The sequence below is a fragment of the Mucilaginibacter agri genome (genome assembly GCF_009928685.1).
In the GTDB taxonomy this organism is placed as follows: Bacteria; Bacteroidota; Bacteroidia; order Sphingobacteriales; family Sphingobacteriaceae; genus Mucilaginibacter; species Mucilaginibacter agri.
In genome coordinates this window covers 101,142-114,443 of sequence record NZ_WWEO01000042.1, presented here as the reverse complement: position 1 = coordinate 114,443, position 13,302 = coordinate 101,142, and the positions used below count along the sequence as shown (strand labels likewise).

At 43.8% G+C, this 13,302-nt stretch carries 13 protein-coding genes; 11 read left to right on the top strand and 2 right to left on the bottom strand.

The genetic code is table 11. The features are described from left to right. Positions 1–59 precede the first annotated feature (59 nt). Positions 60–1,910, top strand: coding sequence for an alkaline phosphatase (locus GSY63_RS10500; protein ID WP_166585762.1), 1,851 nt, complete (start codon positions 60–62; stop codon positions 1,908–1,910). 66 nt (positions 1,911–1,976) lie between these two features. Here GSY63_RS10500 and GSY63_RS10495 read toward each other — a convergent pair whose 3' ends face one another. After that, positions 1,977–2,168 (bottom strand): hypothetical protein, encoded by a 192-nt coding sequence (locus GSY63_RS10495; protein ID WP_166585761.1) that lies wholly within the window; start codon positions 2,166–2,168, stop codon positions 1,977–1,979. Between the two features lie 256 nt (positions 2,169–2,424). Between GSY63_RS10495 and GSY63_RS10490 the strand changes: the two genes are divergently transcribed. From GSY63_RS10490 to GSY63_RS10440, 10 genes are all read left to right on the top strand, one after another. After that, the gene (locus GSY63_RS10490; protein WP_166585760.1) at positions 2,425–3,258 is read left to right on the top strand and encodes a phosphatidylinositol-specific phospholipase C/glycerophosphodiester phosphodiesterase family protein; all 834 of its coding nucleotides are present in this window, start codon (positions 2,425–2,427) and stop codon (positions 3,256–3,258) included. Between the two features lie 118 nt (positions 3,259–3,376). Beyond that, positions 3,377–4,435, top strand: coding sequence for a hypothetical protein (locus tag GSY63_RS10485; protein ID WP_166585759.1), 1,059 nt, complete (start codon positions 3,377–3,379; stop codon positions 4,433–4,435). Between the two features lie 6 nt (positions 4,436–4,441). Next, the gene (locus GSY63_RS10480) at positions 4,442–5,260 is read left to right on the top strand and encodes a cytidylyltransferase domain-containing protein (protein WP_166585758.1); all 819 of its coding nucleotides are present in this window, start codon (positions 4,442–4,444) and stop codon (positions 5,258–5,260) included. Between the two features lie 32 nt (positions 5,261–5,292). Next, positions 5,293–6,156 carry a transketolase gene (locus GSY63_RS10475; RefSeq protein ID WP_317168558.1) on the top strand — a complete coding sequence of 288 codons (864 nt, stop codon included), beginning with the start codon at positions 5,293–5,295 and terminating at the stop codon, positions 6,154–6,156. A 1-nt stretch (position 6,157) separates the two neighbouring features. Further along, the gene (locus GSY63_RS10470) at positions 6,158–7,096 is read left to right on the top strand and encodes a transketolase family protein (protein WP_166585757.1); all 939 of its coding nucleotides are present in this window, start codon (positions 6,158–6,160) and stop codon (positions 7,094–7,096) included. A 9-nt stretch (positions 7,097–7,105) separates the two neighbouring features. After that, on the top strand, positions 7,106–8,452 hold the full coding sequence (locus tag GSY63_RS10465) for an aminotransferase class III-fold pyridoxal phosphate-dependent enzyme (protein WP_166585756.1): 1,347 nt from the start codon (positions 7,106–7,108) through the stop codon (positions 8,450–8,452). Then, a complete protein-coding gene (locus GSY63_RS10460; protein WP_243749208.1) occupies positions 8,439–9,257 on the top strand; it encodes an SDR family oxidoreductase in 819 nt (272 codons plus the stop codon). Before GSY63_RS10465 ends, GSY63_RS10460 begins: the two co-directional genes overlap by 14 nt. A 16-nt stretch (positions 9,258–9,273) precedes the next feature. Continuing rightward, positions 9,274–10,704 carry an HAD-IA family hydrolase gene (locus GSY63_RS24820; RefSeq protein ID WP_243749207.1) on the top strand — a complete coding sequence of 477 codons (1,431 nt, stop codon included), beginning with the start codon at positions 9,274–9,276 and terminating at the stop codon, positions 10,702–10,704. 2 nt (positions 10,705–10,706) lie between these two features. After that, positions 10,707–11,669 carry a sterol desaturase family protein gene (locus GSY63_RS10445; RefSeq protein WP_166585755.1) on the top strand — a complete coding sequence of 321 codons (963 nt, stop codon included), beginning with the start codon at positions 10,707–10,709 and terminating at the stop codon, positions 11,667–11,669. A gap of 3 nt (positions 11,670–11,672) precedes the next feature. Beyond that, the gene (locus tag GSY63_RS10440) at positions 11,673–12,047 is read left to right on the top strand and encodes a DMT family transporter (RefSeq protein WP_166585754.1); all 375 of its coding nucleotides are present in this window, start codon (positions 11,673–11,675) and stop codon (positions 12,045–12,047) included. Positions 12,048–12,099: 52 nt separating this feature from the next. Here the strand turns inward: GSY63_RS10440 and GSY63_RS10435 are convergent, their stop codons facing one another. Beyond that, entirely contained in the window at positions 12,100–13,224 is a 1,125-nt protein-coding gene (locus GSY63_RS10435) for a metallophosphoesterase family protein (RefSeq protein ID WP_166585753.1), read from the bottom strand. Positions 13,225–13,302 lie beyond the last annotated feature (78 nt).

The window sequence follows — 13,302 nt, the reverse complement described above, 5'->3', positions numbered from 1 at the left end:
AGCAAAAACATGAGAGGTTCTCGGGAAACAACTAAACACCACTACCTTATAATATCACTATGACATTTAGAAAGAAACTGCTGCTTATCTTTTTTGCTACCGGATTAATACAAAGCGCGTTACAGGCGCAAACCCTTAGCGCCAATAAAGGGCACAGTCATAATGATTACCATCAAAATATTCCTTTTCTACAGGCTTATTTTGCCGGCATGGGTTCCATTGAGGCCGACGTATTTTTGCTGAATGGCAAACTTTACGTAGCGCACGAAAAGAAAGAGATCGCTCCAGATCGGACCTTAAATAATATGTACCTAAAGCCACTGGCAACTTTCTTTGCTCAACATGGCAACAGGCCATATGCCGATACCGCTCAAAAATTGCAACTGGTTATCGATGTTAAAGAAGATCACGAACATGTAATACCCGCATTGATTAAAGAACTGGCCCCTTATCAAAGGGTATTTAACAACCCAGTCAATAAATGGGCGGTAAAAGTAGTGTTAAGCGGAGACATGCCAGCTCCTGCTCAATTTAAAGACTATCCCTCTTACATCTATTTCGACGGCAGGCCTAATATACCTTACACTAATGAAGAATTAAAGCACGTTGCCATGATTAGCGATGATCTGGGCAACTACACCAAGTGGAATGGCAAGGGCACCCCTACACCGCCAGATTCGGCGAAACTAAGTGGTTTGATCAATGCGGCCCACGCAATGCACAAGCCTTTCCGGTTTTGGGCAACGCAAGACAGTCCAAATACCTGGATCCAACTGGAGAAATTAGGTGCAGATTGGATCAATACAGATCATCCGCAACAATTACAGGACTTTCTATCCAATCGCAGCAAATTAGAATATATCAACCCAACTCCCTATCCCGTTTACCAGCCTACCTACAAAACAGACGGCACAGATAAAAAAGTTAAAAATGTTATCTTGTTAATTGGCGATGGTATGGGGCTGGCACAAATTCAGGCCGGATTAACCGCAAACCATGGTAAGCTTAATATTTATCAATGCAGCAACATAGGTTTCTCACAAACCCGGGCCGCCAATTCGGATAATACCGATTCTGCAGCGGGTGCTACTGCGATGGCTTGCGGCGAAAAAACTAATAACCGGTATATCGGAAAAGATGCCTCCGGAAAATCTATTACCAACCTTCCCGACATATTGGCTCAATACGGTATTAAAAGCGGCATTATCAGCAGCGGCGACATAACCGACGCTACCCCCGCAGCCTATTATGCGCATGTGCTCGACCGGGAGCAGTCTACAAACATTGCAGCCGATCTGTTGACCAGCCACGTTGATGTATTGATAGGCTCCAATCAAAAAAGTTTTCTTAATAACCCCGATCAAAGTTTAATGAGTAAACTGTCAGCTAAACAATATCACCTGTCTACATCACTGGCCAACATGCAAACTACAGGCAACGGCAAGCAGTTAGTATTACTTCAAGACGCTGATACCCGACCCATAAAAGATGGTCGTGGCGATATGTTGAAACAAGCTCTGGTGCAAACAATACACCTTTTATCACAAAACGAAAAAGGGTTCTTTATTATGACCGAAGGCGCACAAATAGATTACGGCGGCCACGCTAACAATTTGCCTTACGTAGTTACCGAGCTACATGATTTTGATAAAACCGTAGCCGAATCCTTGAAATTTGCCGACGAAGACGGAGAAACATTAGTAATTATCACGGCAGACCATGAAACCGGTGGCTTAAGCCTGCTCGATGCCTCTACCAGCAATGGAATGGTCTTAGGGTCATTCAGCACAAACGATCATACCAGCATAAACGTGCCGGTATTTGCTTACGGGCCACACGCCCAGGAGTTTAAGGGCACTTACCAAAATACAGAGCTATACCACAAAATATTGAACTTGCTAAGCAAGTGATACTACACAAACTTACTGAGAGGGATACAGCTGACTAGTTCAGCTGTATCCCTTTAAACCGAAGGATTACTCCTCTTCGTCGGTGTCATTTACAGGGCCGTCAACTTCGCCATCTTCATCATCGAACAGAAAATCGTCATCATCGTCAACAACAGTCTGGTCAACATCCGATTCTTGGTCCTCGTCTTCGTCTGGAAATTGCGCAAAAAAAACATCGTTTTCTGCAACCTCTGTCTCTGTTTCAAAATAAGTTTTCATGGGTTCGCTTTTATTGGGTGAATTACAATATGCATACCGCCTGTGAATTCAATAGAAAGCGAGCATTAAATAATTAATTAAAATTCAAGCACATAGGCCGGCTATTTCCAGGTGGCTATATCATAAACACACATTATATACATGCGTTCACCAGAATGTTACTTTTCACGGCGCTAAGCTTGGCAAATAATTCATTTTAATGTAATAATTTGGAAATACTAGAAGGGTAAATTTGTTCCATAACCCCAGATAGACGATGCGAACAGCAAATTTTTGCCCTAAGCACCTGACATTATCCCTTTTCTCATTGCTGATTTTAGTCAGCCTTAATTGCTACCCCCAAAATCATTCGTTATTAAACGCTTTTGCTCACAACGATTACTGGCACAAGCGACCGCTTTATGACGCATTAGACAACGGGTATACGCATATCGAAGCAGATGTTTACTTACGGAACGGGCGATTGGTAGTGGCTCATATGCTCCCTATTTTTAAAAGAAGCCGTACGCTGGAGCGCCTTTACTTTGAACCCTTAGAAGAATGTATTAACGGTAAAAATCAAACCTGCCCCGAATATCCGGTAATGTTAATGATAGACATAAAATCTGAAGCCAATAAAACCTATGAAGCTTTGGAGCAAGTGTTTAATAAATATAGATCCATTATATCGGGTTATGAGAATGGCATTTTTATTCAGCGTCAAATTACCGTTGTTTTAACGGGGCACAAACCCTATACCCTACTCAAAGCCCAGCAAAACCGTTTAGCCTTTATTGACGAAGACCTAATGCGTGCACAACAAGATACCCTGGCAAAAAATGTATATCAAACGGCAAGTTGCAAATATTCGAGAGTATTGAGGTGGACGGGCAATGGCAGCATGCCCCTCATGGAACGCCAGCGATTATGTGCTTTAGTGCAAATAGCCCACCGGTTTGGAAAAAAGGTGAGGTTGTGGGCATCGCCAGAAAATGAGATAGTTTGGAAGGAGCTATTAAACTGCGGTGTAGACTTAATTAACACAGACAAACTGGTTATACTAAGGGACTTCCTACTTTCCGATTCTAAAAACTACGCAAAAGCCGACTAGTTAATAACCATCATTTAGCCGCTTCATAATTTGATAATCTTAACTTCTTATTATTTAAAGGTTGCGCATTTACTTTTAATTATTACAACAACCAGCCTATAAGCTATTAAGCCACCGCATGAAGAAAAAGGTACTATTTATTACCGGTTCTCTTAATCAAACTTTGCAAATGCACCAGATTGCAAGCGAACTTCCTGATATGGATTGTTGGTTTAGCCAGCTGTTTACAGACTCGCGCATCGGTAACTTTCTGCTTCACCGAACCTCCATTTTTAATGGCGTCATTATGTCTGATAAGTTCAGATTAAAGTCTGAAGCTTATTTACGACAGTATGATTTGCAGATAGATTATAGAGCCCAACTCCATACCTACGATCTGGTAGTTTATTGTTCTGACATGATAGTGCCTGTCCGTATGCGACAGACTAAAACTATCTGGGTGCAAGAGGGCATGGTTGATAAATATACCATACTAAGTAAAATAGTTAAGAAACTGGGCTTGCCACCCTCGCTATGCGGTAATACTTCGCTAAATGGCTCATCAAACGTTTGTGATATATATTGCGCAGCCTCGCAAGGTTATAAAAGTTACTTCGTAAAAAAAGGCACCGATGCCCACAAAATAGTTGTAACCGGGATGCCTAATTACGATGATATAGAGCAATTTCTGGATAACGATTTTCCACACCGCAATTATGTAATGGTAGCCACTACCGATATGCGCGAAACCTTTCGATTCGAAAACCGTCCCGCTTTTATAAGAGAAGCGGTGCAGATAGCCAATGGCCGACCGCTGCTGTTTAAACTACACCCCAACGAAAACTTTGAAAGAGCAGAAATCGAGATTCGTCAGCACGCGCCTGCCGACACGATGATTTATAAGTCGGGCAACACCAATCATATGATTGCCAATTGCTGTGAGCTCATCACCCAATATTCAACCGTGGTGTATACCGGTATTGCTTTAGGTAAAAAGGTGCATTCGTGGTTTGACCTGGAGCAACTGGAACAACTTTGCCCCGAACAAAATGGCGGAATATCGGCTCAAACAATTGCCGGTATATGCCGCAGATATTTAAAACACAATGGCGACAAAGCCGACTTTAATCCGCAAATGATTCCCGTGCCTAAGAAGACTGTACACGAGTACGCGGAGGTATTATTATCTAAAGATTAAGTGAAGATGGCAGATAACGTTGTAATTATTGTACAGGCTCGTACGGCGTCGAGCCGACTACCAGGCAAAATAATGATGCCCATTTTAGGCAAAAGCTTGCTTGCCCGCATGATAGAACGCTTGCTTATTATCCGTCACCGTGCTACTGTAGTTATTGCCACATCTACCAATGCCGAAGATGATGTTATTGTAAACGAGGCTAATCTATTAAAAGTCCCTTATTACAGAGGGAGCCTTGAAAATGTACTCGATCGGCATTACCAAGCCGCTAAAATGTATAACGCAGATGTGGTATTGAAGATCCCTTCGGATTGCCCGCTAATAGATCCGCGGATTGTTGACGATGTGCTAGATCACTTCTTCAACAACAAAGGCAAGTTTGATTATGTAAGCAACCTGCACCCCGCTACGCATCCCGATGGTAATGATGTAGAAGTAATGACGATGGACTGTTTACAAAAAGCCTGGGAAAATGCCGCCCGGCCCCTGGAATTAGAGCACACTACTCCATATATCTGGGAAAACCCGCAGTTGTTTAGGACCGGGAATGTGACTTGGGATACAGGATTGGATTATTCGATGTCGCACAGGTTCACCATTGACTATCCTGAGGATTATCAGTTTATCGAACGGGTGTATGCAGAGTTATATCGCACCCGCGATAATTTTTCTTGCCAGGATATTCTCGACCTGCTGCAACGTAAACCCGAGATCTATGAACTTAATGCCCGGTATGCCGGCGTAAACTGGTACCGCCATCATTTAGAAGAACTTAAAACTGTAACCTCCGAACAAACCCGGCAGATAGACTTACATACTGTTTAAAAATTATATCACCAATAATAAACTGGTAAATAGTGCATCAAAATAATTATAACGACAAGGAATTAGAGGCAATTGCCTTGAAAGTGAGAGCGCATATTATACGCATGTCTACAGGTGGCGGCTGTTTTACCGGCGCGTCGCTTTCGGCCGTCGACCTCATTGTGTATTTGTACGGCCGTTTTTTGAATATCACACAGGCTAACTTGAACGACCCCGAGCGCGATTATCTTTTCTTATCCAAGGGGCACGACGTACCTGCCTTATATGGCACCCTCGCCGAGCTTGGAATTATTCATAAAGAACGCCTGGACAATCATCTTTCTATTGATGATTCTATCTACTGGCATCCTAATACCCGTATTCAGGGGGTCGAATTTCATTCAGGCTCCCTGGGCCATTTACCTTCGGTTGCCGTAGGTGTGGCTATGGATATTAAGATTTGCGGAGGCAGTAATAAAGTGGTATGTATCCTCGGCGATGGCGAACTGAACGAGGGTACTTGCTGGGAAGCTATGCTGGTGGCAAATGCCTATAAGCTTGATAACCTAATCTTCGTAGTAGATCGCAACCACTTCCAGGCCAATGTTCGTACCGAAGATCTGATCCCCTTGGAACCACTTGCCGATAAGTTTGAAGCATTCGGCGCTTCGGTAAAACGTATCAACGGACACGATTTTAATGCCTTGCATCAAGCTTTTAGCAGCTACCCGTTTCAGGAAGGAAAAGTGAATGTGGTAATTGCCGATACTATCAGAGGTAAAGGATTGCCCAGCATACAGGAGCGCGCAGACCGCTGGTTCTGTAATTTTTCTGCGCAGGAAGTCGGTCAGCTGCTCTTAGAACTGCATGGCCACGACACTACATCTTTAACATCAGAAACTTTAATTGTCAGATAATATGACATACGAAGAACTACTCACCCAAACAGCCTTAGCCGACGAGCAGATTATTGTAATGACGGCTGAAAACCGTGCGCTGGTGCGTAACCTGCCCGGCATTTTAGGCAAACGTTTTATAGATACCGGCATTACCGAGCAAACCATGATTGGCGCAGCAGCAGGTTTAGCCTTGCGCGATCGGGTACCTGTTGTACATGCATTGGCCGCTTTTTTAACCATGCGTGCTTTCGAATTTGTACGTACAGATGTAGGTATCGCTAATCTGCCGGTTAAGCTAAGCGGCTTTATCCCCGGTTTTTTATCAGACGCCAACGGGCCAACACATCAGGCTATTGAGGACATTTCGATTATGCGCGGCATTCCAAACCTCACCGTATTTGCACCGGCAGATGAAGACGACCTGATTAAAATGCTACCAGAGATCTGGGCATCAGACGACCCTGCTTACACGCGGATCAATACACGCCAAACCGGTTATGAGCATACCCCATTTGAAATAGGCAAAGCCGAGGTTGTTGCCGAAGGCAGCGATGTAACTATTCTCACCTATGGTTTATTGTTTGAACAAGCTTTAATTGCGCTTGAGTTTCTTAGGAAAGAAGGCTTATCAGTCGGCCTTATTAATATGCGCAGTTTAAAACCGGTTGATGAGGAAGCGATATTAAATGCAGCTTCGCAAAGCAAGCTGCTGGTTACACTGGAAGATCATTTTTTAACCGGAGGCTTATACACTATAGTAGCCGAGGTATTATTGAAATACTATTCCACTGCACGAGTGCTTCCGATAGCCTTAAGCGAAAAATGGTTTAAACCGGCTTTATTGCCCGACGTATTGCAGCACGAAGGGTTCACCGGCAAACAAATCGCCGAAAAAATATTGGGTTATAAAACCCGCTATCAGCAACCACCAGTCTTAACACCTCAGTTTTCAGAATAAATTATTAGCATGGCTAACAAAATACAGCTAACCAACAATTACCCAAGCATCGCCGAGTCCGATGCCTTGTACCAACGTGCTTTAAAAGTCCAGAAACCTGTTACCCAAACCCTGGCTAAGGGCCCAGGTCAGTTTACTAAAGGCATAGCGCCAAAATACCTGGTAAAGGGCAAGGGCTCTCACGTTTGGGACGCTGACGGTAATGAGTTTATTGACTTTAACGCGGCTATCGGCCCGGTTTCATTAGGCTACGCCTACCCTGCTGTCGACGAGGCAATCCGCCGTCAGTTAGAAGATGGCATTACCTTCTCTTTAATGCATCCGCTCGAGGTTGAACTGGCCGAACTGGTACAAGAGGTAATCCCGAATGCCGAAGCCGTTAAAATTGCTAAAACAGGCGCTGATGTTTGCTCTGCAGCTATTCGCGTCGCACGTGCCTTTACCGGTCGGGATAAAGTGTTTTGCTGTGGCTATCATGGCTGGCACGATTGGTATATCGGCATCACCAGCCGTAACGCGGGCATTCCTGAGGTTATTCAAGACATGACCTATACTTTCGAGTATAACGATATAGAATCCATCAAAGCCGCGCTCGACGAAACCGTGGCAGCTTTAATACTGGAGCCATTTATTTTCGAAGCACCAGCCCCGGGCTTTTTACAACAACTGGCAGAGGCGTGCAAAGCAAATGGCACGCTGCTCATTTTTGATGAGATGTGGACGGGCTTCCGCATTGCTCTAGGAGGTGCACAGGAATATTTTGATGTAAAAGCCGATCTGGCTGTTTTTTCGAAAGCCTGCGCTAACGGAATGCCTATCGCCTTATTAACCGGCAGGGCCGATGTAATGGAGTTGTTTAACTCGGAAGTGTTTAGCTATACCACCTTCGGCGGTGAGGCTTTATCATTAGCGGCATGCGTGGCTACCATTAATGAGCTGCGCGATAAAGATGTGCCTCAATACCTCAATAAAAAAGGTGCTTTATTAAAAGACGGGTATAACAGTTTGGCCAAACTATTCGGCATGGAGCAGTACACCAAATGCGTAGGCTATAACTGCCGCAGCATGGTAACGTTTACCCCTCAGGCTGGTAATGCGCTCGAGCTGAAAACGCTGATGCAGCAGGAAATGATTAAGCGTGGCGTACTATGGGCTGGTTTCCATAACATGTGTTATAGCCACACAGATCAGGATATTGCTTACACCTTATCGGCCTATCATGAGGTGTTGCCAATAGTGAAAGAGGCCATTTTAACCAACAATGTTAAAGGCTATTTAAAAGGTGAAGTATTGGAAGCCGTTTTCCGTAAGGTAAGCAACTATAATATTAAACCAAAGGCAGTTGCCGAAGCATAATATGGACCTGTTTTCGTTAAACGGAAAAACCGCTATTGTCACCGGAGCTTTGGGCCTCATCGGCAAAAAACATTGTGAAGCATTAGCGCAGGCCGGTGCCCATGTAGTGGTTGCCGATGTAAATGAAGAAGCTGCCGTTGCCTTTGCCGCTCAGCTTGGCGACAACCATTTGGGTATTGCATTAGATGTAACAAACAAGGCATCAGTAACAAAAGTACGCGATGCCGTTGTAGACAAATATGGATCGATAGATATACTGGTAAACAACGCCGCTATTAACGACATGTTCGAAAACCCGGCAATGGCCAAAGAACTTTCCGCATTTGAGAATTATCCCTTGGATGCCTTTCAAAAGTCTATCGACGTAAATATAACCGGTGTGTTTTTATGCTCGCAGATATTTGGCGCTATAATGGCCGCACAAAATAGCGGAAGCATTATCAACGTAGCCTCAACCTATGGCATGGTTGGGCCCGATCAGTCCATCTATCGTAACGAGTGCGGCGAACAAACCTTTTATAAGTCGGCCGCTTACCCCGTAACCAAAGGAGCTGTAATCAATTTTACAAGGTTTTTGGCTTCGTACTGGGGTAACCAGGGAGTGCGGGTAAATACCCTTTCTCCGGGCGGTGTAGAGAATAATCAGAATGAATTTTTTATCACTAACTATTCAGCTAAAACGCTTTTGGGCCGCATGGCACAGGCTAATGACTATCAGGGTGCATTAATATTTCTGGCAAGTGAAGCTTCGGCTTACATGACGGGAGCTAACCTGGTAATTGACGGTGGTTGGACAGCAATTTAAACTCTTTAATTTAATTATGATAAACGAGATTTTAAAACAGAAGGCTTCGGCCATTAAATTACTGCTTACAGATTGCGACGGAGTGTTAACCGACGCTGGTGTTTATTATGATGAGCATGGTGAAAGCCTTAAAAAATTTAACATGCGCGATGGCATGGGGGCAGAACGCCTACGCAAATTTGCAGGTGTAAATGTTGGTATTATCACCGGCGAACGCTCGCCTTCAGTGGTTAAACGTGCAGAAAAATTGCAGATCACCGAGTTACATTTAGGTATTAAAGATAAGCCTGCCATTTTTAAAGAAATAACAGAGCGCCTTGGTTTAGAGCCGCATGAAATTGCCTACATCGGCGATGATTATAACGATATTGAGATTATGCAACTGGCTGGCCTTACAGCCTGCCCGGCTGATGCGCTGCCTTATGTAAAAGTATATGCTGATTTTATTTGCGAAGCTAAGGGTGGCGAAGGCTGTTTCAGGGAGTTTGCAGAACTGATTATCGACGCTAAGAACAATCTGAAAGTTAAAGACGGAACAATTACCTTAAACAACGGCCGGGTAATTGGTAAGGGACATCCCTGCTATATTATTGCGGAGATCGGAATTAACCACAACGGATCTTTAGAAACGGCCAAAAAGTTAATTGACGAAGCGGTAGCTGCTAAAGCGGATGCTGTTAAATTCCAAAAGCGCACGCCAGAAATTTGCGTACCTAAAGACCAATGGGAGTTAATGCGCGATACCCCCTGGGGACGCATAACCTACATCGACTACAAGCGCAAAACAGAATTTGGCATTGCAGAATATGCGGCAATTGACCAGTACTGTAAAAAACTGGGTATCGACTGGTTTGTATCTGCCTGGGATGCGCCATCGGTTGATTTTATGGAACGCTTTGATACCGTGATCTACAAACTGGCTTCGGCATCGTTAACAGATTTTGAACTGATTCAACGGATCCTGGAAACAGGCAAACCACTGATGCTTTCAACAGGTATGTCTACCATGAAAGAGATTGAGGATACCATGGCTTATATCGATGAATTTGACCCTAATTATCCGTTGTTTATCGCTCATGCCACCTCTGCCTATCCTTGCCCTCCGCAAGAGTTAAACCTAAAGATGATCCAAACGCTGGAGGCCAAATACGCGGGTATACCAATCGGCTATTCTGGTCACGAAACGGGTTTGGCAACCACTGTTGCCGCGGTAGCTATGGGTGCCACTTTTGTTGAAAGGCATTTCACGCTCGATCGCGCCATGTGGGGATCTGATCATGCAGCATCTGTTGAGCCGCAAGGGTTTCAACGTATGGTACGGGATATCCGCGACGTGGAAATTGCAGCCGGCGACGGCGTTAAAAAAGTATACGAATCTGAGATTGGCCCGATGAAACGCCTGCGTGTAAACATCAGCCCCGAGTATAAAGAGAAACCTGTTATTTAATAATGTCACAGGATAAACTACTAACAATCACCACTACTATACTGGTTTGCTGGGTAATTTTCATAATCGCCTGGGAACGCATCAGTCCGTACCGTAAAGGCCTTCTCTTTTTCAGGGAAGGCTTTTGGATTGATTTGGTATGGTATACGCTGATTCAAAGCTATTTTTTAAAAATCCTGATCTTCGACTACATCATCGCTCCGTTGCAGCATCATTTTAATTGGGATCATTTTCAGTTTGTAAAAAACTGGCCGATAGCCGTGCAGGTGATATTCTTTGTAGTGATTCACGATCTATATATCTATCTCTTTCATCGCTTTCAGCATAGCAACAAGTTTTTCTGGCGAATACATGAAGCCCATCACTCGGGAAAAGAAGTTGATTTCTTAGCGGGTTCTCGCTCGCATGTAATGGAGATCATTATTAACCAAACAATCGAATTTGCTCCCATCATTTTGTTAGGAGCGGCCCCGGAGGTAATTCCTATTAAGGCCTTACTTGATGCGATGTTCGGCATGTTTATCCATGCAAACGTGAATGTTAAAATGGGTAAGCTACGTTACGTTCTTAACTCGCCCGAGTTGCATCTATGGCACCATGCCAACTACCAGGAGGTTTTTCATGCCAATTTTGGCACTAAACTTTCCATTTGGGATTATATGTTTAAAACAGTTTATAACCCCGGCCATGCTCCCGGTGATAAACCTGAGAATTGGGGTTTGGGATATGCTTACCCTAAAGATTACTTTTTACAGCACGCTTTCTCGGTAAAACGCTTTGATGAGCAGAAATTACTTAAATACAAGTGGTTTAAGAAGTACTACCACCTTCGCCCCAATATTATAAAACAAATGGCTGCATGGTGGAACAAAGCCCCTGTTCGTTTAAAATATAACCGTTACAAGCTGCAAAAGGCCTATACCACCAACGCCGCTGATCAACATAAACCTTATCCTAACTCATAACCATTGGCCTGGATTTATTTAATAATAGCTGCAGTTTTCGAAACGGCTTGGACCTATTCGGTTAAGTACCTCAATTTCGGCAATTTTAAGTCGTTAAGCTGGGGCAACTTTTATAAAACCAATACCGGCCTGCTCGTTATTGCACCGCTTATCGGTTACATTATTTTCGGTATAGCAAACGTCTATTTCTTTTCTTTGGCCATTAAACAGCTCTCAACCGCAACCGCCTTTGCCGTTTGGACGGCTGCTACCCTCGCACTTTTAAAGCTTGCAGACGTGCTCTGGTTTAAGGAGTCCATCTCCTGGATTGAAGTTTTCTTTATGTTACTCATCATGACGGGGATTCTAGGATTGAAATTTTTCGCAATAGCTAAGTAACCGGTATATTGAATTGCCCACCTATTGGAGTTCACGAGAAGTTGATGCCTTATTAAATATGCACTACGAAACGATCTTCTAATATGGCGGTCAGTTCAGGGCCTGGTTGTGTTTCATGCGACAATGTATAATATTCGCCTGTTAAGTCCATTCCACTTTCGGTCTTTTTAATACTGATCTTTAAAAAGCCATGTTTGTTATCACAATAATGCTCAAGTTTAACCCCATCAAATAAGGTGCTGTTCGCCGTGAAACGTTCATCGGCTTTCGATGCGACAGCATGTAGCTCGTCAAAACCACCAGCGCCGGCAACAATATAAGGCACAGCTAAACCATCGGCATAAGTCTTGGCAAATCGTTGATAGTTATGCACATGCCCACTAAAAACAATATCGGGTCTAATGCCCGTTTCCAAAAAAGCTCCCTCTAAAAATTCGATCATCGGTATACTCGATCCGTGATTTATATCGGCCGAATAAGGGGCATGATGCAAACAAATAATAAGTGCTTTGCCAGGCCTTTTTAATTTGGTCGTTCGAAGTTCATTGATAAACCATTCTCTTTGCTCCTTGGTAATTACGCCGTACTTCGGCACATTACTATGCAGCCCGATTATGGTACCCAGGGGCATCTCCAGGGTCCAGTAAACATTTGGCTGTATCATACTCTTCCGGGCATCTTCCCCGCTAAAGATAACGTGTCGGCTCACGGTATCGCAAAACACCGTTTTAAAAGCATCCAGGCTGTCGTAACGTTCCAGGCTATCTGGGTTAACATCGCTATCGTGATTACCAGCGATAGCCAGAATCGGACCCGGGTAATTATGAAAAGGTTTAAAAAACTGGCTCTTGTAACCCGAGGCCTCGCCGTGCAGATATACCACATCGCCCAAGTGATATAAGAACTTTGGTTGTTCTTCAGGTAAATTCGCATTATACTGTTCTTCCATTACTGCCGCAATCAATTGCTGAAAATTGGTATTACGAATGCTTCCTGTATCCCCTACCATATGAAATACAATTTGTTGTTCACCGATTTCTGGGCAAACCTGTTGCAAAGCCAAATGATAAGGATAATTGCCTGTTGGCTGCGGCAAAGGCCGGAAATTAAAGCTATCGTCGGGTTGGTTCTTTTTGATTACAGGCGTATTGTATTTTGCGGCAGCGATTACAGTCATAGAAAGGAATAAGCCCGAAAATACCAAACTGATATTAAAGTAGGGTTAAATTATAACTCGTTCATCCAACTAGCCTAA

Coding starts and splice junctions, on each gene's coding strand:
- GSY63_RS10485 (WP_166585759.1), top strand. CDS start 3,377: ATGAAGAAAAAGGTACTATTTATTACCGGTTCTCTTAATCAAACTTTG.
- GSY63_RS10465 (WP_166585756.1), top strand. CDS start 7,106: ATGGCTAACAAAATACAGCTAACCAACAATTACCCAAGCATCGCCGAG.
- GSY63_RS10445 (WP_166585755.1), top strand. CDS start 10,707: ATGTCACAGGATAAACTACTAACAATCACCACTACTATACTGGTTTGC.
- GSY63_RS10470 (WP_166585757.1), top strand. CDS start 6,158: ATGACATACGAAGAACTACTCACCCAAACAGCCTTAGCCGACGAGCAG.
- GSY63_RS10500 (WP_166585762.1), top strand. CDS start 60: ATGACATTTAGAAAGAAACTGCTGCTTATCTTTTTTGCTACCGGATTA.
- GSY63_RS10490 (WP_166585760.1), top strand. CDS start 2,425: ATGCGAACAGCAAATTTTTGCCCTAAGCACCTGACATTATCCCTTTTC.
- GSY63_RS24820 (WP_243749207.1), top strand. CDS start 9,274: ATGATAAACGAGATTTTAAAACAGAAGGCTTCGGCCATTAAATTACTG.
- GSY63_RS10480 (WP_166585758.1), top strand. CDS start 4,442: ATGGCAGATAACGTTGTAATTATTGTACAGGCTCGTACGGCGTCGAGC.
- GSY63_RS10495 (WP_166585761.1), bottom strand. CDS start 2,168: ATGAAAACTTATTTTGAAACAGAGACAGAGGTTGCAGAAAACGATGTT.
- GSY63_RS10435 (WP_166585753.1), bottom strand. CDS start 13,224: ATGACTGTAATCGCTGCCGCAAAATACAATACGCCTGTAATCAAAAAG.